Source organism: Marinobacter sp. 1-3A (genome assembly GCF_016597775.1).
GTDB lineage: Bacteria > Pseudomonadota > Gammaproteobacteria > Pseudomonadales > Oleiphilaceae > Marinobacter > Marinobacter xiaoshiensis.
Genome location: NZ_VCGZ01000002.1, coordinates 308,836 through 331,777, shown reverse-complemented (window position 1 = coordinate 331,777; position 22,942 = coordinate 308,836). Strand labels below are relative to the sequence as shown.

Here is a 22,942-nt window from a genome sequence, read left to right as displayed (position 1 = left end):
ATACTTTGTGTAAACACGGACGTGACCAGAATAGCAGACCCACACTCGCTTGCGCTTCACGAAGCGTTGATGATCGAGGGTGGTTGGGACCAATACTCCGATAAGGAACTGGCCAGCTACCTTTCGAGCTCCAGTTTTACCCCTGCCCGATTACGAGACCAGCTTGCCAGTGGCGAGCAGGTGTTGCTGAAAGAGATCCCGGCGGTTCCCGTTTTCAGGCTGGTATCCGGGCGCATTGTTCCCACGGAAAGCGTCTCGATAGCCATTGCAGAGAATGCCGTCACGGCCTTCGAAAAACGCTTCGGTGACCGGCAAGCGTTTCCTTCCAGAGGCACCGCCTACGCCCATTCCGATAGCCTGCCGCCACCGCCCAAGCTCGACTACACGCCGGAACGCCCGGTGATTGAGCCACCCCCCGAGCCTCTACCCCCGCCGGTGGTGATCTCGGAAAACTTTGGGCTTCCGCCCCTGGGGCCCAAGGTATTCGCCAAGTCCTGCACCCGCCCCTCCGGGGATACCGACAGTAATGAGGGCGAGGAAAAGGCCAGCAACTTCGGCACATTAGCGATGCTCGCCCCCGCCACAGTCACCAGCCCTGGTGCAAACGGTTTGCGGCCGCTGGGCCTGATCTCCGGCTCGGCAATGAGGCTGGCAAAAGGCTGGGCCATGGCCGCCCGCATCGGGGCCAGTGTACTGAGTACTGTTGCCAGTTCAGTGCTTTTGGCTCTCTGGCCATCCAAGCTCGGAGACGGCACCCTTTACACGGAGGAAGAACTCCGAGAAATGACCGAGGCGGCCATTCGGGTACGCTTTCATCTGCACGTGGATGCCACCGGAAACCTCCGGGTGGCCGGCTATCACGTTAATGACAGTACCGGATACAAAGACCGGGTTCCGGTTGCTCACGCAGAGCTCAAGGGCGAGAATTTTGAAGTGGTGGTTGATGACGATTTCACTCTCGTCTGGTACCCGGATGACAGCGGCCACCGCCCGGTTGTGAGCACCGAATACCCGGCGGATTCCGGGATTGATCCCTACAGCATTCTGGTGACGCCCATCCAGGAGGATGGCCAGGAACACTTGCCGCCGGGCTACCAGCGGCCGTTTGAGGATCAGGTTGAGCTGATTGTCAGCTTTCCGACTGACAGTGGAATTGAGCCGTTGTATTTGGTTTTCCGGAAGACTGCTCGCGATGAACGAGGGGTCGTCACTGGAAATGGAGAAGAAATTACCGGAATCTGGTTAGAGAATGCCTCAAGAGATCTTGGAGCGCCGATACCTGCGCAGATTGCGGATCGGCTCAGGGGGCGTGAGTTTGCGAGTTTTGATCGGTTTCGAGAGGCGTTTTGGCTAGAAGTTTCCGGAGATCATACGTTGCTCTCCCAATTTAAAGGCTCAAACCAAGAGCTAATAAAACAAGGTTATGCTCCGTTCCCTAGATTCAGAGATCAGGCTGGCGGGCGTGAGAAGTATGAGATACACCACCTAGAAGAAATTCAAAATGGCGGGGCAGTCTATGACCTCGACAACATGACGATCACTACTCCAAGAAACCACATTCGAATTCATTCAAAGGGCAATCTATGAAAGATAGGATTGAAGAATACACTGAAGCCGAATTCAAAAAGCTCGTTCAGGACATTTGCTCTGTCAATGTAGCCAGTGAGGATGAGCACACGCAACTAGTTAGACTGTTCTGCTGTTTGACACAGCACCCTGATGGCTCAGACCTGATCTACTACCCTGACGATGAGGCTGATGCCACTCCTGAACGGATTACTGAAATTGTAAAGAATTGGAGAGCACATCAAGGATTACCTGGGTTCAAGCGATAGTTCTTTCCGCAACACAACTATCGCAAAGAGAAAACCGGGGCGGATCTATTTTCGATGCTGTTTCTGTACCTGCACAGATCGCAGATCGGCTCAGGGGGCGTGAATTTGCGAGTAAATACGCCAAAAAATCACATACACATTCATCGAGGATAACGTTCTGCTATGGAGCCAAAGAATCAATTACAAGACTACACCAGAAACGAATTTCTGGCGCTGGTGGTAGCCATCTATGAAGCGGAAGGATCTGACGAGCACCAAGATCGTCTGTTGGAAAACTTTATTGCTGTTTCAGAGCACCCAGCTGGTTCTGACCTGATTTTTTATCCGGAGAATCCAGAGGATTCAACGCCAGAGCGTATTGTCGAAATTGTTGAGCAATGGCGGGCTCAGAACGGGTTGCCTGGTTTTAAATCTGCGGAGTGATGCTGTTGGCTAGAATGGCTACGCGCTCCGCTCCGGCCACATCGCCTCATTCAATTCCTCCAGCACCGTATCCAGCTGCTCTCCCAGTACCTTGTCCATCTGCTTCGCGCCGCCATCATCGGCAAAGCGATGGTTCACAAACTCCCGGTCGATGATGACTTCGTGCACCAGCTGCTTGGCCAGGCGCTCCAGCCATTTGCGCTGGTTTGGGGTCCAGCTGTGCTGGGTGTAGATTCGGTCCATGGCTTCCGCTACCCGCTGTTCGAACGGAATCAGCGGCTCGCCCAGGGCGGCGCGGCGGATGTAGCCGATGATGCTGGCGGCGATGTCTTTGTTGGTCTGGTTGCGCACGGCGCTTTGCAGGCGGGCTTCGGAGTAGCCGTGGTTATCCAGCAGCAGCTTCACTTCCCGTAGCTGTTCCCGGGTGAGGTCCCGGGGTTTGTTGACCACCACGGCCAGCGCGGCGGATTGGTTGAGTTGGTCTTTGATGAATCGATTGAATTCGTCCAGGTAATCTTCGGGCTTGTCGTACTGGCCGTAGTTCTGGCCTCGGTAACGTAGCTCATCATCGTGGTCGGAGATCAGCGGCATGGACTCGCTGCCAACCAGATGTTTCACCTCTGCTAGTTGATAAATCAGGCTACTGTGCTGCTTGAGGAATTCCGAGGCCTGGCGCGGGCCGAGCTGATGCAGGTGGGTATGCAGGGATTTGGGTTCCACGCCCCAGCTCTGCTGCAGTTCGTCCAGTTTCTGCCTCAGTTTCGGGCGGTTTTCGGCTTTGTTGTCAGCTTTGCGCAGTACCCGCATGAGTTTCTGGCTGAGCTGGCTCAGCACCACGTCGGCCTGGCTTTCGTCCGGTAACTCGCCAGGGCTGTTGAGGGCTTTTTCCAGCTGTTCGTCGTCGGTGAGTTCGCTTACCAGTTGTTCCAGGGTGATGTTGGGGTCTTTCACCAGGGGCTTCATGGTGTTTACATCCTGCAGCGCGGCGTAGATGTCTACCGGGTCGTAGATGCGGAACACGGTCTTGCCGATCTCGTCGCAGCGGCGGGTGGCGCGGCCGATCATCTGTTCGTAAAGAATGCGTGAGCGTATCCGGCGCATGAATACCAGGTTGCAGATACGCGGCACGTCGATGCCGGTGGTCAGCAGGTCCACGGTGATGGCGATGTTGGGGTAACGTTCGTTCTTGTAGCGGCGGATAAGCTGGTCCACCTTGTCGCTCTGGCCGGTGATCTTGGCCACGGCGGCTTCGTTGTAGCGGCCGTTGTAGAGATCCTTGAAGGCATCGTCCAGCAGGCGTTTGACCATGTCCGCGTGCAGGTCGGTGGCACAGAAAATCATGGTTTTCTCGTCGCCGAACGGGTCCAGCTCTTGCACCAGCTGTTCACAGATCACCCGGTTGAAGTTCTCGTTGATTACCCGCCGGTTGAAGGCGTCCACTTCGAAGCTGAGTTCGTCTTCCAGTTCGGTGGTGTCCACTTCGCCGGTCCGGGTGTTGATGACTTCGACCGGCTTGCCCTTCTCGAAGGTAATGCCATTCTGGCTGAGCAGGGTTTCGTAGCGAATGGGTGGTTCGTGGTCGATCAGCCAGTCATCCGCCACGGCTTCCCGGTAGGAGTAGGTGTACACGGGCTTGCCGAAGATTTCGCTGGTGTGCTTGGCCGGGGTGGCGGTGAGGCCGATTTTCACCGCATCGAAGTAATCCAGCACGCGGCGGTAGCTGGACAGGTACTGGCTGGTGTCCCGCAGGGCAAGTTCGCCTTCGGTCATTTCCTGGTCCAGGGTGTAGCCCCGGTGGGCTTCGTCGATGATGATGCAGTCGAACTGGTCGATGGGCGGCGGGTTGTCGCTCATGAAGATGCGTTTCACCATGGCCTGCACGGTGGCCACCTGAATGCGGGTTTCCGCTTCGGCGGCCATGTCGCCCAGCTCGGCCACGTTGTAGATCTTGCTGAGGGTGTGGTTCTGCTCCAGTGGTGCTTCGTTGAAGGCGTCGATGGCTTGCTGCCCCAGCGCTGTACGGTCCACCAAAAACAGGATGCGGTGGAAGCGCTCGGCTTTCAGGAACCGGTACATCAGGCCGATGATGGTACGGGTTTTACCCGTGCCGGTGGCCATGGCCAGCAGTGCCGTGCGAACACCGCGAGCCAGGGCATTCTCGGTGGCGACTATGGCTTTTTGTTGGTAGTCCCGCAGTTTGAGGTAGCCGAAGGGTTCGTTTTTGAGAAGTTTCTCGGCGTTTTCCTGGTCTCGCTCAAGCAGGTTCAGCAAGCCGCCGGGGGTGTGAAACTGTTGCAGGGCGCGGCGTGTGTTGCTTGGCTCCCGCACATCCCGGAACCAGGTACCGGATTGTTCCAGTAATTGCGGCACGTAAGGTCGACCATTGCAGGAGTACACAAAGGGCACGTGGAAATGGCCACTTTCATCGGCCGGCCAGGCAATGGTTCGGCCCATCAGTTCCCAGGCGCCGACTAACGGGGCCTCTAGCTTGAAGCCCTTACTGTAGCGCTCGGCCTGTCGAATCTTGCCGGCGACGTTGGTGTTTTCTTTCTTGGCTTCAACCACGGCAATGGGCGTTAGGCCAGCAAACAGCACGTAATCGGCACGGCCCTTTTCGCCGTTACGATTGGTGGGCCATTCGGCAATGGCGCGGTAGCTGCCCTTTTCGGGGCGAGCGCCTTTTTGATAGGTGATTTCCTGGCTGTCTGCCTCCCAACCGGCATCGACAAGCTGCTGGTCGATCAGTATGCGGGTGAGTTCTTCGCTCAGCACCAGTGTGTCAGTGGCGGCTTTGGTCTGTTTGGCCACCTGCTGACGTTGCTGGTTAATGCTCTGCTCACCCTGCTCTGTTAGCAGCTTTTGCAGAGCCCGGATTTTCTCTTCGTAGGCGTGCTGTTGTTCAGTTAAAGCCTGTTCGTGCTGTTGCGCCTGCTCCATCAACGCGCGGGATTCTTCATCCATGGCGAAGGCCAGGGCTTCGTATTCGGCCTTCTCTTTCTCGATTAGCTGGCTGAGCTGCTGGCTACTGTCCAACTCGATATTGGTTTGCTGAAGCTCATGGCGGAGCTTTTCAATGTCGCTCTGAAGTTGGCGCAGCTGGGTGCTGGGGTCGGCTGGCGGTACAAAGGGGCCGGGCTTGAAGTGGGTGCCGGTTTTTCCAAAGGAGCGGTGAAACCAGATAGCCAGTGCCCTTGCTACTTTCAGGCCGTCCATGGCCTCTTTATGTTGGGTGCGGAACTGGTGAGTGGCCTTGTTACCTTCAATGCGCAGGATGTGGAACAGCTCTTTGATCTGCGGTTCCAGCCGCAATTCCCGGTTCAGGCGGTACAGCAGTTCGGACTGGCTGGTTTGTTCGTCGAACTCGATGCCTGAAAGCGTGGCCAGATGCTGGGCCAGGGCTTCGCCAAGCTGGCGCAGTTTGATCAGGGTGGTGTTGGGGTCGCTGGAGAAGGCACGCTCGGCTGATTCAGCCAGTTCCACGAACAGGGCGTCGTGGTCTGATAAAAACATAAAATTGCCGGACTTGAATTCCGCTGCCTTGTTCACTGTATCCCTCCGCGACAGTTGCACGGGAGAACATTAGCAGACTTATCAACTATATGGCAGCTGGTGTGACAGCAACCGTCGGGCTCGCTACAATCCGTGCCTATTGAAGCAAGAAGCTTCTCTCAGCCATTGATAAGGAACGTCAATATGAGCAACCTGGCCCACAGCCGCCTTTCAGACGGCCCTCCCTGCACCTTCTGTGATTTCATTATTGCAGTGCTTGGCAACAACCACTGCCAGGGGCAACGCCCGGTGGTTTTTCAGGCGGCAGAAGCTCCGTTCCCCGGGGTTGCACGGCGCCTGCCGGATGGTATCCAGAAAAGTTATCTGCGCGAGGTCAGCAACGCGGAATCCGTCCTGCACATCTGGCCCTGGCGCAACCAGCCCGCCAGCCGTGCGGTGCTGGAAGTGGATGCAGAATCCGGTGCGCCGATTCACCTTCCGCTCACAGATGCCCCGGCGCCCGAAAGCATCCAGTCCGAAACCACCGCCAATATCCTGATGCCAACCGTGCCCATGGCTTGGGTACGGGGAATGAATCACGAAGGCAAACACCTGACCTGGCCGGCTCTCGCCCGCCCCGGGTTTCTGTATCTGTTCCGCAACGGCATGCTCTGGCGAGAGCTGCAAATCACCTGGGAAGGTAAACAGCCGCAATTCCGCGACGTAAGGCTCGCGGACCATCGCACGGAAGACGGCCAATTTACCGAAGACCGTCGCCCCGCCGTGGGTAAACCGCTGGCCGATGTATGGGTACCCGTGCGCCTTGACGGCCAGGACCAGTCCCTTGAAGCCGCCTTCAGCGAATCTCCCCTCTCTGCAGCGCGGCTGAATTGCCTGCAGAGCGATTCCGGGCTTCGACATTACCGGTGCAGCCAGTTCCGGGACCTGTACCCCGCCGACCAACCCCAGATGGGCTTTGCCCGCTGGCCCGATGCCGCTAAACGAACCGTATTCCGGTTAGACAAAGTTGACGCACAAAGACCCAGAGCGCCAGCCAAAGAATGGCAATTTGAGCGGCCCTGGGAGTACCTGGCCGATACCACCGGAACCTACGCCGGCAAAGCACTGGATATGGCGGCTAGCCTTTATGAAGAGTGGAATGCCGGTGAGCGCACCGAGCCCCTGGCCCCCTTCCAACACCCCGAGCCGGCCGCGCTCGGCATTGCGATTCAAAAAGATCTGGACCGCGCTAGCGAAACCCCAGCGAAGCGGCCATTCAGCTACGATGAGTGGCGAACCAGCGATTGCCAGACAGACGCCCTTGAGGATTTGAGAAACCGGGGCGTTTGCGGCCTGCGAGTTGAAGATCATTTTTACGAGATGCGGCACCAACAGGCACGCATCAATACGGCTCACCATCTGCTGGCACTGTGTGCCGAGAAAGCCCGTAAAAATCCGCAACTGGAAAACGCCCTCCTGGTAAACCAGATCATCCTGCCGGGCCGGATCGGTCGCCAGAAGAACCCGCTGGCCAAATACAGTCTGGCGCTGCCCTCCAGTGGCCGGCAAAAAATTCGTCGGGTACTGATGACCGAAGAGCGCACCCTGGGGCAAGAATACCTGACACTGGCCCAGGCCGAACTGCTGCAATGCCTGAAACGCCAGCCCTATCAACAAGCCCTGGCGGACCTGTTCAGCACCGAGGGTTTTGACTACGCTGCTGCCTTCCGTTGCGCCGGGCATTTTATCAGCGACACCCTGGAGCCCGCCTGCAAGCAGGACCCACTGGACCCGGAACACAGCCAGCCCAGCCCGGACAGCGACGGCAAGGCCTGGGTAAGGTCGCTGTGTACCGAACAGGCCGCCGCCAGTGCCTCGCGAGAGGAAGTCTCTCTCGCCCGCATGTTGTGGCCGCAAACCACACTAGACAGCCAAACCGAACCTTACCAGCCCCCGGAAACACCCGAACCCAACGATGGCACCGGTGTATTCCGGGGCGCCGCCCTCGCCGCCCTGGAAAAGCTGGATTTGCCGGAGGATTTGAGCGAAATACTGACGGTGGAAGGACTGCGTTTAGCTGATGACATTCAAAGCGGCGCACTGACCACTCTGATGCTCGCGGGCATGAACTCCGGCATGAAGGCATTGGACAGCTCGCACAGTGAATTACACCAGTCCATCCGCTCCGCCATGGCCGCGCTGGAGAACAACGACCGACAACTTCAGAACCTGACCGACGAACAAACCCGCCTGGCCCAGCGCCGCGCAGCCCTGAAAGCCGAACACGACGCGGCCAGCCGGGAATGGATGAAGCGCAACAGCGACCAAGCATTCAGGAAAGAACAGGCCGCCGCCAAAGCCCTCAAAGACTTCGATGACGCCAGTGCGCGGTTGGAACAGCAACACGCCCACACCCGGCAGACTATCCAGCAGCGCCTGATGGCCCAGCGCATTGCCGCCATGGCGAACCCGATGGAAGGCATACGCCGGGCCATGCCTGAAATGCTGCCGGATTTGCGGCAAATGACATTGAGCGACGCCATTGCCCAGGGCAAATACATACTAGGCCTGGAAGATCTGGGGCCAGACGGCGCACGCTATAACCCGGAAACGCCCGCCGCAGGCAAGGCACTGGTTTGGGTACTGAGCCGGGACAAGCCCACCACCCAGGCTATCCAGGCACTCACCCGAGCCGAGAATAACCTGACCCTGGCACGCCGGGCCCTGGCCGAAGCCAATGGCAACCATGAAGAACTCAGGGCGAAGTTGCAGGCGGCCCAGAGCCGGTACAATCAGGTGGTCGACGAACTGAAACAGACCGGTGGCCGGATTCGGGATATCAACGCGGAGATTCGCAAGCTGGAGGGCGAAGCCAAAGCCCACCGGGTGGACCTCAACGCTGCCGAGCGAAGCCGGTTGCACCGGGTGCTGAATACGCCGGCACTGCCGTTGGCGGTGTTGGCTATTGAGGCGGTTAATGTGGCGAATGCCCTAAGTAACGAAGACCGGATTGCGAGGGAGCGTGGGCGCCTGAGAGCGATCTCGGGAACAATTAGCTCTTTATATGGTGCTGGGTTAGCATTGATTCTGCTTTCAGAGCGGTTTGCTAATGAAGCCGTCAAAAGAAAAATATCCGCTGTTCTGAGTTACGAATTCGAACATCAGGCCGCTACAGCTATCGCGAAATTCTTCGGCGCAAAAGCGTTGACCGTAAAAATGCTGCTTGGTGGCATCGGAGGTCTCGCCCTTACAGGCGTCAGCCTGTCTGACACCATCTACGCCATAAACACTGGCGATCAGGCAGCTCTCGGTCACGGCGTCGTTACTGTAGGTGGTGTGGTGACAACACTCTCGGCAATGGTACCCGCCCAACTCACCCTACTCGGCATGGGACCTCTGGGGTGGGCAGGCCTATGCCTGATCCTTGGTGGTGCGGTACTTGTGGCACTCTACGAAGATGAACCCATAGAGAACTGGCTCAAAAACGGCCCTTTCGGTGAACATGGCGGACTGCCTCACCTGCAAGGCGACAACAATGCTCTGGAAGCCTGGTACCGACTGGTCTACTTGCTCTCTCAGGTACGGGTAACCCTATCTCCGATTCCCGAAATCACCCGCGTAGCACTGAAACGCCAGGGGTTGGACAATCATGATCTTGCCCAGTCAACACACCTCATCCGCCTGGAAACGAATTTACCGGGCTTGACCGGCTTCACGGAACAACAAATGACGTTCAAGCTTCAACTGCTCCGCCACCGAGTTAAGCAGGACAGCAACCACTCGGTTCCATTGGCCCCTCAGCAGGTTCCAGACACCGAAATGCAAAGCTATATTCTCCGGGAGAGCGCCACGCCGGATGGCTACGAATACATTGTCAGGACACCCTCTCCCCATACGGAAACGACCAAATTTCTTCGCATACCACTCAGCACTCACAATGCGCGCTACTCCTGGCAGCCAAAAGCCCAAATCCGTTTGGAAACCGGCATCCGGGAACTCGCTTTTCCGGCACCGCCACCCAAGGATTCAACTATTTTCGACGCCAAAGATAATGAACATACGGAACCGGACTTCAGTGACAACAAGCAGCTTTTCTGGATCAACGAATTCAGCAACCCGGGAGCCACGGGATGACAACGGATAAACCTGCATCGGGATACTACGGCCCGAAGGCCTATGATTCCGGACATCTCCCCCAGCAAAAGCGCCCGGCACCGGGCGCTAATCCGGCACAACCCTGGTTTAACCAAAAAGCTGACCGGAAACTGCCCTGGGGTCACACAGAAGATGTCGTGCCGCAAATCATTAGGCGGCGAAATCGTCCCGAAATTCTCCGGAAGTTCGAGAAAAACCCACTGCCGTTCGGAGATCTGCAGACTCATCAGCGCATTGACCATGAATGCTATCGGCATGCGACGGCGGCACTGAGGACCCGTATTCTTCTGTTTTTCAATGCCTTCGGTAACCCCTTCGTCATCGCCTTTATGATGCTGCCGGTAACAATTGGCTTTTTCTCCCACTGGAGACTTAGCCCACCAGACGAAACCTTTGGCCAGATGCTGATTGCTTTTATCCCAATTCTGGCCATTTTTGTCGGGCCCCTTATCGCCTGCAACCTCATCCCCACCGCCCTGTTCAAACTCTTCCCCCGGCAGCTCATCAAGCCGGACAAGGGCCCGTTGTGGGAACTCAATCGTCGCACTGGCCTGGCGACGGTGTTTCACTACGATAAAAAAGGCGCCTGGGGCAAAACCGGCCAGCCGGAGGAAGAAACCGCCCCTTTTTACGAATTCGACGCCTACACCTCCAACGAACTGATTCACGGCGGCGGGGTGGTGCACACCCTGTATCTGGTCCACCGGTGCCGCAACATCCTGATCCCCATCGGCACCCTGATCGGCAAAACCAACCCCGAGGAATGCTACGCCCTTTGGGACATGTTCCAGAACTTCATGGACACCAGTCGGCCCCTGCCGGACATTCCCCTCTGGGAAGAGCATCGCCCCAACGATCCGGTGACGGTGGAATACGATCAAAAAACAAACCGACCGCCCCGTTACTGGCGGGACATGGATAACGATACCTGGAAACAGAAAAACGACGAGATGGCGCTTCAGGTGCTGCGGCTGAACACCCCGGGGCGGCTGGATATTATGCGGAACAGTTGGACCTACTCACCGAGGCCCAGGCCCCGGAAGCCCCTTGCCTCACGGCAGGCCACTGAGTGAACGTTTTGGGAACCACGGGATGACAACGGATAAACCTGCATCGGGATACTACGGCCCGAAAGCCTACAATTCCGAACAGCTTCCCCAGCAAAAGCGTCCGGCACCGGGTGCCAACCCGGCCTTGCCCTGGTTTAACCAAAAAACCGACCGGAAGCTGCCCTGGGGGCACACAGAGGATGTCGCACCACAGATCATTCGACGGCGAAACCGTCCCGAAATGATCCGGAAATTCGAGAAAAACCCAACCCCGTTTGGAGACCTGCAGAGCCATCAGCGCATTGACCATGAATGCTATCGCCATGCGACAGCAGCACTAAGAACACGCACCCTTTTGTTTTTCAGTGCGTTTGGCAACCCCATCATCATTGCCTTTATGATGTTCCCAATCGCCTTAGGGTTCGCAGGCCATCTCCATATTCGGCCAAAGAGTGAGCCGTTCGGGGCGACTCTTCTTGCATTTCTCCCAATACTAGCAACGTTCTTAGGGCCCTTAATCGCCTGCAACCTCATCCCCACAGCCCTGTTCAAACTCTTCCCCCGGCAGCTTATCAAGCCGGACAAGGGCCCGCTGTGGGAACTCAATCGCCGCACCGGCCTGGTGACGGTGTTTCACTACGATAAAAAAGGCACCTGGGGTAAAACCGGCCAGCCGGAAGAAGAAACCGCGCCGTTCTACGAGTTCGATGCCTACACCTCCAACGAATTGATCCACGGCGGCGGGGTGGTGCACACTCTGTACCTGGCTCACCGGTATCGCAACATCCTGATCCCCATCGGCACCCTGATCGGCAAAACCAATCCCGAGGAATGCTACGCCCTGTGGGACCTGTTCCAGAACTTCATGGACACCAGCCGGCCACTGCCGGACATTCCCCTGTGGGAAGAGCATCGCGCCAATGACCCGGTTACCGCCGAACACGACCGACGAACCAATCGCCCGCCCCGTTACTGGCGGGACATGGACAACGACACCTGGAAACAGAAAAACGACGAGATGGCGCTTCAGGTGCTGCGGCTGAACACTCCGGGGCGGCTGGATATCATGAGGAATAGTTGGACCTACTTACCTAGGCATAGGACTAAGACGACGCGGTCAGCATAAATCAGAGCGGGCGATGCAATGCTAGCTTTGCTGCATTAAGAAGAACAGACGAGAGAAAAACAAAGCGGGAAAATGGTCGGCGTGGCAGGATTCGAACCTGCGACCCCTTCGTCCCGAACGAAGTGCGCTACCAAGCTGCGCCACACGCCGATCAACCGCCGGTATTATACGGATTCAATTGACTAATTCTAGCCCTGAGCCAGACAACAGGGCATCCGCAAATGCACTCAGGTTGTCATATATTGCAACGCTTGCGCCGGGAATCGCCCGGTCTTTCAGACTGCGTTTTGTGTCTTTTCCATTGCCGGTTCGAACCAGTACAGGCTGGCAGTTTTCGGCAGCGCCTGCTTCCAGATCCTTGCGGCTGTCTCCTACCATAATGGCGCCTTCGAGGGTGTCCAGTTGCAGGTGATTCTGGATCTGCTCCAGTAACCCGGTAAGGGGTTTTCGACAACTGCAGCCATCATCAGGATGATGCGGGCAGTAGGCGATGAATTCGACCTGGCCGCCCTCGGCTGCCAGTAGCCGCGACATTTTTTCGTGCATCCCATCCAGTATGTCTGTGCCGTAGAAACCCCGGGCTATGCCCGACTGGTTGGTGGCTATGGCAATGCGATGGCCAGCTTTGCAAAGCCGTGCCATCGCTTCAATACTACCGGGAATCGGGTGCCAGTCATCTACCGTGCAGATGTAGCTGCCATCGTATTCATTGATGACCCCGTCCCGGTCGAGGATGATTAGCATGGGTCAGCCAGCAGCAGGGAGCAGTGAGATATCAGCCACCCGCAAGAACAGGTTGTGCAGGCGGTTCAGCAGCGCAAGGCGGTTGTCCCGTACGGCGGCGTCGTCTGCCATGACCATCACTTCGCTGAAGAAGCTGTCTACCGGATCATGCAGGCATGCAAGGGATTGCAACGCACCGGCGTAGTCGCCTTTCTCAAATAGCGGGAGCACCTTTTCGGCTTGATGATTCAGCTGGTCTGCCAGGGTTTTTTCGGCGGCGTCTTGCAACAGGCTGTTGTTGACGGTCTCACCAACGCTTTCACCACCCTGCTTGGACAGAATGTTGGAAACCCGCTTGTTCGCCCCGGCAAGTGCCAGAGCTTCTGGCATCTGACGGAAGGCCTCCACAGCTTTTACCCGGCGGTCGAAATCCAGCGGGCGCGTGGGACGACGTGCGTGCACGGCGAGGAATACCTCGGCGCCAATGCCGCGCTCATCGTAATAGGCCCGGAACCGTTCCAGCATGTAATCAACAACGTTGGCGGCGGTATTTTCTTCGGTCAACCCGGTGAAGTTCTCTTCTGCCCATTCACAGCAGGTTTGCAGATCCAGAGGCAGTTCCCGCTCAATGATGATGCGCAGTACGCCCAAAGAGGCGCGACGCAGGGCGAAGGGATCACGGGTACCGGAAGGTGGCTGGCCAATGCCGAACAGGCCTACCAATGAATCCAGGCGATCAGCAATGGCAAGGGCGCAACTGGTGAGCGTGGTGGGCAGGCTGTCTTTGGCAAAGCGCGGCATGTACTGCTCGTTCATCGCTTTTGCCACATCGGCCGGCTCGCCGTCGTCGGCTGCGTAGTACTGACCCATGATGCCCTGAAGATCGCTGAACTCCAGTACCATCTCGGTTACCAGGTCGGTCTTCGCCAGCATGGCGGCGCGCTCGGCCAGAGCCGGGTCACTGCCAATTGCTGCAGCGATCTTACTCGCCAGAGCAGCTACCCGAACGGATTTGTCATAAATGCTGCCAAGCTTGTCCTGGAAAACAATCGGTTTGAGCCGCTCTACACGATCTTCCAGGCGGATTTTCCGGTCGTTTTCGTAGAAGAAGGCGGCGTCGGCGAGGCGCGGACGAATCACTTTTTCGTTACCGGAGACAACCTGAGAGGGATCTTTGCTCTCAATGTTGGCGACGGTAATAAACAGGGGCAGCATGTCGCCATTGTTGTCGACTACGTGGAAGTATTTCTGGTGCTCTTCCATGGAGGAAATCAGGGCTTCCGCAGGAACTTCCAGGAAGCGCTGGTCAAACCGGCCCATAAGCGGCACAGGCCATTCGTTCAGGCCGGTAACTTCATCCAGAAGATCTTCATTGATCACCACTTTGCCACCCGCCTCAGCTTCGGCAAGGGCGCTGACGCCAGCACGGATCATTTCCCGGCGTTTGGCGAAATCAGCAATCACGTAGCCTTCCTGCTCAAGGACAATTTCGTAGTCTGCCGGCGTTGGAATAATCAGCGCTTTCGGACAATGGAAGCGGTGGCCCAGGGTTTTGTTGCCGGGCGTCAGTTCCATGATAGGCGTGTCAATAACCTTGTTGCCGTACAGCATCACCAGCCAATGAACAGGACGCACAAACTCTGTGCGGTGAGCACCCCAGCGCATGCGCTTGGGAATAGGCAGGGACGCCAGCGATTGCTCAACCAGCCCGGACATAAGATCGACGGTTGGCCTGCCCTTCTCTACGGCGCGATAGACCAGCCAAGCTCCTTTATCGGTTTCCAGAGTGTCGAGCTGATCCGGAGTTACGCCCAGAGATGTGGCAAAGCCGGTGAGTGCGCGAGTGGGGTTACCGGAATCATCGAACGCAGCTGTTACCGCCGGGCCGCGCTTTTCAACCGGCTTGTCGGGCTGTGCATCAGAAAGATCGCGAATGCGCACGGCCATGCGGCGGGGCGTGGCAAAGGCTTCTACCTTACCGAATTCGATGCCGGCAGCCTCCAGGCCCTGGATAATACCCTGAGTGAATGCATCAGACAGTGGCTTGAGTGATTTCGAGGGCAGTTCTTCAACGCCCAGTTCGACCAGAAAATCCTGCTTTGCCATGATTATGCCTTTCCCTCTGCCTGTGGTGCCTGCTTCGCTTTTTTACCCTTCTTGCCGTTGGCCTTGTTATCGGCTGCATCGGCAATAGCCAATACTTCCTGGCGTAAGGCTTCCGGGGCTAGCGGAAAGCCGAGCTTGCGGCGGCTGTCGAAGTACGCCTGGGCCACGGCGCGGGCCAGAGTGCGCACGCGCAGGATGAAGCGCTGACGCTCGGTGACTGAGATAGCGTGGCGGGCATCCAGCAGGTTGAATGTATGAGATGCTTTCAAAACCTGCTCGTAGGCAGGCAGCGCCAGACCAGCTTCAATCAGCCGTGCACTTTCGCGCTCGTGAACATCAAAGCTCTGGAACAGAAACTCGACGTCTGCGTGTTCAAAGTTGTAAGTGGACATTTCCACTTCCTGCTGGTGGAACACGTCGCCGTATGTGACCACACCGTCCGGGCCTTCGGTCCACACCAGGTCATAAACACTGTCTACGCCCTGCAGATACATGGCAATGCGCTCAAGACCGTAAGTGAGCTCGCCGGTAACCGGATAGCATTCCAGGCCACCCACCTGCTGGAAATAGGTAAACTGGGTGACTTCCATACCATTCAGCCAGATTTCCCAGCCCAGACCCCAGGCGCCCAGCGTAGGCGATTCCCAGTTGTCCTCTACAAAACGGATGTCGTGAACCAGCGGATCGAGCCCCAGAGCGCGCAGCGAATCAAGGTACAGTTCCTGAATGTTGTCTGGAGAAGGCTTGAGCACTACCTGAAACTGGTAGTAGTGCTGCAGACGGTTGGGGTTTTCGCCATAGCGGCCGTCTGTGGGGCGGCGACTTGGCTGCACATACGCCGCATTCCAGGTTTCTGGCCCAATGGCCCGCAAGAAGGTAGCCGGGTGAAAGGTTCCTGCGCCCACTTCCATATCCAGGGGCTGAAGTACTACGCAGCCATGCTGCGCCCAGAAGTTCTGCAGCGCCAGAATCAAGCCCTGAAACGTCTTGATGTCTGGAGTGGTGCTGATCGTTGCCTTGTTTTTCGCCTGCTCTGTCACAACGTATGCCTGCTGATTCGGTCTGTGTGTGGCCCGCTCACAAGAGGACCATTCGGAAAAAGGCGCATTATACGCGCGCCAAAGCGGTATTTCTAAGTTGTCTTCATGCTGTTGATTTTGAACTAGAAGAAGGTCAGCCCTACGGCAAAGAGCTTCTCAACTTCCCGTACCCGGGATTTATCCACCAGGAACAGGATTACATGGTCGTCCGGTTGTATTCGCAAGTGGTCGTGGGCGATGAGTACTTCGTTGTGGCGCACAATCGCACCAATGGTCGCACCTTGAGGCAGATTGATTTCATCCAGGCGTCTGCCAACCACCTTGGAGGATCTATGATCTCCGTGGGCAATTGCTTCGATGGCTTCTGCAGCGCCTCTGCGTAGCGAGTGAACGTTTACAACATCGCCACGGCGTACATGGGTAAGCAAGCTGCCAATGGTGGTTTGCTGAGGCGAGATTGCTACATCAATCTCCCCACCCTGGATCAGATCCACATAGTCGGGGTTGTTGATCAGGGTGAACACTTTGCGGGCGCCCAGGCGCTTGGCCAGCAAGGAAGCCATAATGTTGGCCTCATCATCGTTGGTCACCGCAATGAACACATCGGTATTTTCGATGTTCTCTTCCAGCAGTATGTCCTTGTCTGCCGCATTACCTTCAAGAACCACTGTCTTGCGCAAGCCTTCGGAAAGCAGTACACAGCGATCATGATCTCGCTCAAGCAGCTTTACCTGATAGCGATCTTCCAGGGTATAGGCCAGGCGCTGGCCGATGTTGCCACCGCCGCAAATAAAGATCCGTTTGTAGTTCTTTACCAGCGGTTGCAGCTCGCTCATCACTGAGCGTATGTGATCGGCGCCGGCGATGAAAAACACCTCATCGCCATCTTCAAGCACTGTATCGCCCTTGGGCATAATCGCCCGATCCTTTCGGAAAATGGCGGCAACCCGGGTCTCGATTTTCGGCATGTGCGTGCGCAGGTAAGACAGCTCGCGGCCCACCAGCGGCCCGCCTTCAGTGGCGCGGATGGCAACCAGTCGAACCAGCCCTTTGGAGAATTCCAGTACCTGCAGAGCGCCGGGGTACTCAACCAGGCGCGTAATGTGCCGGGTAACAAGATGCTCCGGGCTGATCATCACATCGATGGGGAAACCGGTCTCCCTCCCGAACAGCTTTTTGTTCGACAGGTAGGCGCTGGCGCGGACGCGGCTGATCAGTTTGGGCGTGCTGTACAGAATGGAGGCAATCTGACAGGCAACCATATTGGTCTCGTCGCTGTTGGTCACAGCAATCAGCATGTCGGCATCTTCTGCGTTGGCTTGGCTCAGAACAGAAGGGTAAGAGGCCATGCCCTGTACGGTACGAATATCAAGGCGATCCTGCAGCTCCCGAAGCCGCACGGCGTCTGTGTCGATAACGGTTATATCGTTGGCTTCACTGGCCAGGTTTTCTGCCAGTGTGCCGCCCACTTGCCCGGCACCGAGGATCAGGATCTTCATTATTCAGGTTTCTCCAGCACGGCATAGAAGAAGCCGTCATGGCTGATTGGATCGGGGAGAAGCTGTCGCCCGGCGCCCATATCAGTCCCCCACTGAGCCTCCGGCTCAATAAGAACGGCACTGCTCTGCTGTTTAATAAACCTCTGGATTATACGGTGATTTTCCTGAGGGAACACGGAGCAGGTGGCATAGACCAATCGCCCTCCCGGCTTCAGTACCTTCCACATGGCTTCCAGAAGCCCAAGCTGTATGCTCGCCAAGGGCACTATGTCGGTTTCACGGCGCAGCAGTTTGATGTCCGGATGGCGGCGGATAACGCCGCTGGCGCTGCAGGGTACGTCGAGAAGAATGCGGTCAAAAGCCTGGCCATCCCACCACTGCTCAATATCTGCGGCATCCGCCTCCAGCAGGCTGGCGTGCAGATCCAGCCGGTCCAGATTTTCCTGAACCCTGGGCAAGCGCGCGGCGGATTCATCAATGGCGACCACTTCGGCAAGTTCTGCCTGGCTTTCCAGGATGGCGCAGGTTTTTCCACCCGGAGCCGCACAGGCATCAAGAACCCGTTGCCCCGGTGCGAGATCCAGCAGGGTGGTGCAAAGCTGCGCAGCTTCGTCCTGTACGCTCACGGCGCCATCGGCAAACCAGGGCAATTGATCCACTTGCACCGGCCGGCCAAGCTGGATGCCGTGGGGTGCAAAGCGTGTGGCACTGGCCTCAATGCCTGCTTCGTTCAGCAAGGCCAGATATTCATTCCGGCTGAAGCGCAGGGCGTTAACCCTGAGTGTCATGGGTGCCTGGGCGTTGTTGGCTTCGAGAATCGCCTGCCAGCTATCGGGCCAGTTATGGCGCAGCTTTTCGACCATCCAGCCGGGATGGCTGAAACGGCTGGCGTCATCTTGTGGTTCCGGGGCCCCTTCGCGTTCGGCGGATCGCAAAATACCGTTCACCAGGCCAGTGAGATGGGGCTTGTCGAGGGTGCGGCAGGCTTCCACCGATTCGTTCAGAACCGCGTAGGAAGCTTGCTGGCTGAAGCGGAGCTGGAAAAGAGCGACCAGCATCAGGTGGTGAACAATACGGTCCTGGCTTTTAATGGGCTTTTTAAGCCGGCTATTCAGCTCACTGTCGAGGCGGTGAAACCAGCGGCAGGTGCCGTAGCACAGGGCTTGAAGCGCTGGGCGTTCGTTGAGAGCAACCCGTTGCAGTGCCGGTGGCAGGCACTGGGACAAAGATTCACCGCATTCCACCGCCAGAAGAACATCCGCCGCAACGGCGCGCAGGGGTTGGTCGTAGTCGCCCATGTCAGCGCAGCTCCTGTCCGGGTAAAAGCAGTTGTTTGCCCCCGTTTATCAGGTCATTCACGCTCTGGGCGCGAGACCCTGGCAGCTGTAGGCGGGTGATGCGCAAGGTGCCGGTACCACAGGCAATATCAATGCCTTCCCGTTCCCGGCTTATCACTGTGCCGGCCGGTTTGGAGCTTTGCTCTTCAATGGCCGTGGCTTCGTGTATTCGCAGCCGTTGTTCTTCAAAATCCGTATAGGTGCCCGGCCAGGGGTTGAAGGCGCGAATCAGGCGTTCAATCGCCAGAGCGCTCAACGACCAGTCGATATGGCCTTCTTCCTTGGACAGTTTGTGGGCGTAACAGGCCAGTTCGTTGTCCTGCACTTCGCCTTGGAGGCTGCCCTTTTCCAGCAGGTCCAAAGCCTCGATGATCGCCTGGCCACCTAGCTCGGCAAGGCGGTCGTGAAGGCTGCCGCCGGTATCATTGGCTCCGATAGGCGTTGCGGATTTCAGCAACATGGCGCCAGTATCGAGACCTTTGTCCATCTGCATGATGGTAATGCCGGTTTCTGCATCGCCAGCTGCAATGGCACGCTGGATTGGCGCCGCACCACGCCATCGCGGCAAGAGAGAGGCGTGGATGTTGAGGCAGCCGTGGGCAGGAATGTCCAGCACGGCCTGGGGCAGAATCAGCCCGTAAGCCGCTACGATCATTACGTCGGGCTTTAGATCGGCCAGTTCCTGCTGGGCTTCCGGGGTTTTCAGGCTTTCCGGCTGGAACACTGGAATGTTGTTGTCCAGTGCAACCTGCTTCACCGGGCTGGGCTGGAGCTTGCGGCCCCGGCCAGCGGGTCGGTCGGGTTGGGAGTATACGCCTACAAGGGTGTGGTGGGTGCCCAGCAGCGCTCTCAAAGCGGTTGCTGCGAAATCCGGAGTGCCAGCAAAAACGAGTCGCACGGTGTTGGGTCTCTGTCTCGTTGAATACGAAAAGACCGGGCATGGCCCGGTCCGATACTGTCGAAGCTTTTACACTATCCTCACGCGGCCATCAGGCACTATTCACGCACTTTGCTTTTGAAGCTTTTCCAGCTTCTTGCGAATGCGGTTGCGCTTGAGGTTGCTCAGATAATCTACGAAGAGCTTGCCGTTGAGATGGTCCATCTCATGCTGGATGCAAACCGCCAACAGGCCGCGAGCTTCGAGCTCAAATGGCTTCCCGTTACGGTCCAGTGCGCGAATCATGCAGTGCTCTATACGCTCTACATCCTCATAAAAGCCTGGAACCGAGAGGCAACCTTCCTGCATGGCTTCGAGTTCGCCATCCAGTACTTCAACTTGTGGGTTGATAAACACCATTGGCTCGCTTTTGTCCTCAGACAAATCCATAACGATGATCTGCTTGTGAACGTTGACCTGTGTCGCGGCCAAGCCAATACCGGGCGCATCGTACATGGTCTCGAACATGTCGTCGATCAGCTTGCGGTCGGCGTCTGTCAGTTCGTCCACCGGCTTGGCAATGGTGCGCAGACGGGGGTCCGGGTATTCAAGAATATCTAGTATCATAATGCTCGTACTTTTGGCCTGTATGACGAACGTCAGGAATTTCGGCTGACATTCTGAATGACTAACGGCTTTGGCTGACTTTTAACGTTGTCTTTTGTAACCGTGTGAAAGCGATCTCTGAAATGCGACAGCGTAGAGCGCAAATTGTTCCCTTCACACTATAAGATACGCAGCGCGTTGCCTCTGATGGGTACATTATCCACCATATTGTCGATTGAGTACAAACTGACCAGGTAATCGCTGAAATCTTCGGTAAATCCCATAGAATTTACTGGAGGAACAAAAGATAACATCACAATTTGCGAGACATCTTCTATAGTAAGTTGCATAACAACGTAATAAGCTGCAGAAAACTGGCTGCATCCTTACCAGAATGCATAGAATCAAGGCACGCGATCAAGGACTTAGACAATGAGGAAACTGCTGTACGCTCTGGCAGCCACTACGCTGCTATTAACCTCCTGGGCTCACGCCGCACCTGAACTGCGGTCTGATCATCCTGAGCGTTACACTGTTGTGAAGGGTGATACTCTTTGGGATATTTCAGGGCGTTTTCTGAGCAATCCGTGGTATTGGCCGGAAATTTGGCACGTTAACCCCCAGGTTGCAAACCCGCATCTGATTTACCCGGGCGATCGGCTTGCTCTGGTTTATATCGACGGCAAACCCCGCGTCACCAAGGTAACGTCGAACAACGGTGTTGTGAAACTGTCCCCGCAGGTGCGCTCTGAGCGGATTGATACACCCATCCCGGCTATTCCTCTGGATGCAATCAGCAGCTTTCTGACGGACACCCGTGTCGTCACCCCTGAGCAGATCGATGCGGCACCGTATATCCTCGAAGGTAAAGACGCACGCATAGTGCTCGGTGCTGGCGATCGGGTTTATGCCCGCGGCAAGAAGCCAGCTGATAAAGTTGGCGTTTTCCGTCGCAGCCAGGAATTTGTTGATCCGGATACCGGTGAGTTTCTTGGCCTGGAAGCGCGCAGCATTGCCCGTGGTGATATCTCTGCAGAAAACGGCGAAGTTCTGACTTTGGATCTGACCCGCTCCAGTGAAGAAGTGCGTATTGGCGACCGCTTGTTGGTTAATGAAGACCGTCGCCTGACCACCAGCTTTGTGCCCAGCTCTCCAGCTCAGGAGATTGAAGGCAAGATGATGTCAGTGGACGGTGGCGTTACCCAGATTGGCCAGTACAACGTGGTTACGATTAACCGTGGTGCCCGCGAAGGGCTCGAAGCCGGTAACGTGATGGCCATTCTCAAGAGTGGTAATCTGGCCCGCGATCCGGTTACCAACGAAACCATTGAGCTGCCTTCCGAGCGAGCTGGCTTGCTGATGGTGTTCCAGGTTTATGAAAAAATGAGTTACGGGCTAATTTTGCAGGCAACCCGTCCGCTTTCAGTGGGCGATAAGGTTACCAACCCCTGATTCAGTGATCAGTTAATTAAAAGCCGGGCCAGGATGGCCCGGCTTTGTTGTTTTCAAGGATGATGTTGTGTTTACCTTCCCCTCTGCGCAGTGGCTGTTTCTTACCTGTTTGCCTAAATTCGGGCGTACCCGCCGGCGAGCTATGCTCGCAACCATTCCCAACCTTGTTGAACTGCTCACCAAAAACGCTGCGACACTCCGGGCACTTGGCTTGCACACTGAAACCGTGGCGGCAATTCTGGCGTGGCAACAGCAGGACGAGACCAACGCCAGTGTTCGCACTACCCGGCAAGTTCTGCTGGCCTGTGAACGACATGCCATCGGCATCCTGAGCTGGCAAAGCCCGGACTACCCGGAAGCCCTTCGGCACATCCACGATGCCCCTCTGGTGCTATACACGCGAGGTGATGCGAGCCTGTTGAGCCGCGAACAGATTGGTATTATTGGCAGCCGTAACGCCACGCCTGCAGGCCTTGACCACGCCCGTTCATTTGCTGGAGAGCTGAGTGGGCGGGGGTTGCTGGTCACCAGTGGACTGGCTTTGGGGGTTGATGGTGCAGCCCATGCGGGCGCTCTGGATGCCGGGCACCCCACCATTGCTGTTATTGGCTGTGGCCTTGATCGCATATACCCGAACCAGCACCGCCGGCTTGGTGAGCGGGTGATCGCGAATGGCCTGCTGGTGTCGGAATACCCGCCGGGTACACCGGCGAGGGCCGCACACTTTCCCCAGCGCAATCGCATTATCAGTGGTTTGAGTCGGGGCATTCTTGTGGTCGAGGCCGGGCTTAAAAGCGGCTCTCTTATCACCGCCCGCCTGGCGTTGGAGCAAGGGCGTGAGGTGTTTGCAATTCCCGGATCGATCCACAGTCCGGTGGCACGGGGGTGCCATTATCTGATCAAACAGGGTGCCCGGTTGGTAGAACAGGTAGACGATATTCTGGAGGAGCTGGGTGCCTCCTGGGCGCAACCGCTGGAACAGCATTCGCAAGCACCGGCTGCCAGCCCGCTGGCAGGTCTGGACAGCAGGGAAATCGCGGTGTTTGAGGCATTAGGGTATGATCCACAATCAACCGATACACTGTGTATGGCTACCGGTCTTCCGGCAGATCAGCTTGTCCAGTCCCTTCTGCTTCTCGAGCTTGAAGGATTGGTCAGTTCCGCCCCCGGAGGTTTCCAGAAAATCGCCTGAGCCCGGTGTGATGATTCACCCCGTTTTGGTCTG

16 protein-coding genes and 1 tRNA gene are annotated in these 22,942 nt (G+C 56.9%); 8 read left to right on the top strand and 9 right to left on the bottom strand.

Annotated features, from left to right (window positions below):
- Positions 1-21 precede the first annotated feature (21 nt).
- The 3 genes from FE848_RS18955 to FE848_RS04675 all read left to right on the top strand — a co-directional run bounded on the left by FE848_RS18955 (position 22) and on the right by FE848_RS04675 (position 2,258).
- Positions 22-1,587, top strand: a complete 1,566-nt coding sequence (locus FE848_RS18955; RefSeq protein ID WP_200201582.1) for an S-type pyocin domain-containing protein — start codon at positions 22-24, stop codon at positions 1,585-1,587.
- Entirely contained in the window at positions 1,584-1,835 is a 252-nt protein-coding gene (locus FE848_RS04680; RefSeq protein WP_200201581.1) for a bacteriocin immunity protein, read from the top strand. Before FE848_RS18955 ends, FE848_RS04680 begins: the two co-directional genes overlap by 4 nt.
- Positions 1,836-1,997: 162 nt before the next feature.
- Positions 1,998-2,258: a bacteriocin immunity protein gene (locus FE848_RS04675; protein WP_200201580.1), complete on the top strand. Its 261-nt coding sequence runs from the start codon at positions 1,998-2,000 to the stop codon at positions 2,256-2,258.
- Positions 2,259-2,276: 18 nt separating this feature from the next.
- On the opposite strand, the gene hsdR is transcribed toward FE848_RS04675, so the two are convergent.
- Positions 2,277-5,804, bottom strand: coding sequence for a type I restriction-modification system endonuclease (hsdR, locus tag FE848_RS04670; protein WP_320159500.1), 3,528 nt, complete (start codon positions 5,802-5,804; stop codon positions 2,277-2,279).
- 147 nt (positions 5,805-5,951) lie between these two features.
- Between hsdR and FE848_RS04665 the strand changes: the two genes are divergently transcribed.
- The 3 genes from FE848_RS04665 to FE848_RS04655 are packed head-to-tail and all read left to right on the top strand — an operon-like array spanning position 5,952 to position 12,077.
- Positions 5,952-9,881 (top strand): ABC transporter permease, encoded by a 3,930-nt coding sequence (locus tag FE848_RS04665; protein ID WP_200201579.1) that lies wholly within the window; start codon positions 5,952-5,954, stop codon positions 9,879-9,881.
- Positions 9,878-10,975, top strand: a complete 1,098-nt coding sequence (locus tag FE848_RS04660) for a hypothetical protein (protein WP_200201578.1) — start codon at positions 9,878-9,880, stop codon at positions 10,973-10,975. Before FE848_RS04665 ends, FE848_RS04660 begins: the two co-directional genes overlap by 4 nt.
- Before the next feature lie 19 nt (positions 10,976-10,994).
- Positions 10,995-12,077, top strand: a complete 1,083-nt coding sequence (locus tag FE848_RS04655; RefSeq protein ID WP_200201577.1) for a hypothetical protein — start codon at positions 10,995-10,997, stop codon at positions 12,075-12,077.
- 73 nt (positions 12,078-12,150) lie between these two features.
- Here FE848_RS04655 and FE848_RS04650 read toward each other — a convergent pair.
- The 8 genes from FE848_RS04650 to def all read right to left on the bottom strand — a co-directional run bounded on the left by FE848_RS04650 (position 12,151) and on the right by def (position 20,289).
- A tRNA-Pro gene (locus FE848_RS04650) sits at positions 12,151-12,227 on the bottom strand.
- A gap of 24 nt (positions 12,228-12,251) precedes the next feature.
- Complete coding sequence (gene gmhB / locus FE848_RS04645; RefSeq protein WP_200201576.1) at positions 12,252-12,821, bottom strand: D-glycero-beta-D-manno-heptose 1,7-bisphosphate 7-phosphatase; 570 nt, start codon at positions 12,819-12,821, stop codon at positions 12,252-12,254.
- Between the two features lie 3 nt (positions 12,822-12,824).
- Positions 12,825-14,906: a glycine--tRNA ligase subunit beta gene (glyS, locus tag FE848_RS04640; RefSeq protein WP_200201575.1), complete on the bottom strand. Its 2,082-nt coding sequence runs from the start codon at positions 14,904-14,906 to the stop codon at positions 12,825-12,827.
- Positions 14,907-14,908: 2 nt separating this feature from the next.
- A complete protein-coding gene (gene glyQ / locus FE848_RS04635) occupies positions 14,909-15,916 on the bottom strand; it encodes a glycine--tRNA ligase subunit alpha (RefSeq protein WP_200201691.1) in 1,008 nt (335 codons plus the stop codon).
- A 152-nt stretch (positions 15,917-16,068) separates the two neighbouring features.
- Entirely contained in the window at positions 16,069-17,445 is a 1,377-nt protein-coding gene (trkA, locus tag FE848_RS04630) for a Trk system potassium transporter TrkA (protein WP_200201574.1), read from the bottom strand.
- A complete protein-coding gene (rsmB, locus tag FE848_RS04625) occupies positions 17,445-18,743 on the bottom strand; it encodes a 16S rRNA (cytosine(967)-C(5))-methyltransferase RsmB (RefSeq protein WP_200201573.1) in 1,299 nt (432 codons plus the stop codon). The genes trkA and rsmB overlap by 1 nt, the downstream gene beginning before the upstream one ends.
- A 1-nt stretch (position 18,744) precedes the next feature.
- Positions 18,745-19,680: a methionyl-tRNA formyltransferase gene (fmt, locus tag FE848_RS04620; protein ID WP_200201572.1), complete on the bottom strand. Its 936-nt coding sequence runs from the start codon at positions 19,678-19,680 to the stop codon at positions 18,745-18,747.
- 102 nt (positions 19,681-19,782) lie between these two features.
- Positions 19,783-20,289, bottom strand: a complete 507-nt coding sequence (gene def, locus FE848_RS04615; protein WP_200201690.1) for a peptide deformylase — start codon at positions 20,287-20,289, stop codon at positions 19,783-19,785.
- A gap of 408 nt (positions 20,290-20,697) precedes the next feature.
- Between def and FE848_RS04610 the strand changes: the two genes are divergently transcribed.
- Together FE848_RS04610 and dprA are read left to right on the top strand one after the other, a co-directional pair.
- A complete protein-coding gene (locus FE848_RS04610) occupies positions 20,698-21,717 on the top strand; it encodes a LysM peptidoglycan-binding domain-containing protein (RefSeq protein ID WP_200201571.1) in 1,020 nt (339 codons plus the stop codon).
- Between the two features lie 67 nt (positions 21,718-21,784).
- Positions 21,785-22,909 carry a DNA-processing protein DprA gene (gene dprA / locus FE848_RS04605; protein WP_320159499.1) on the top strand — a complete coding sequence of 375 codons (1,125 nt, stop codon included), beginning with the start codon at positions 21,785-21,787 and terminating at the stop codon, positions 22,907-22,909.
- Positions 22,910-22,942 lie beyond the last annotated feature (33 nt).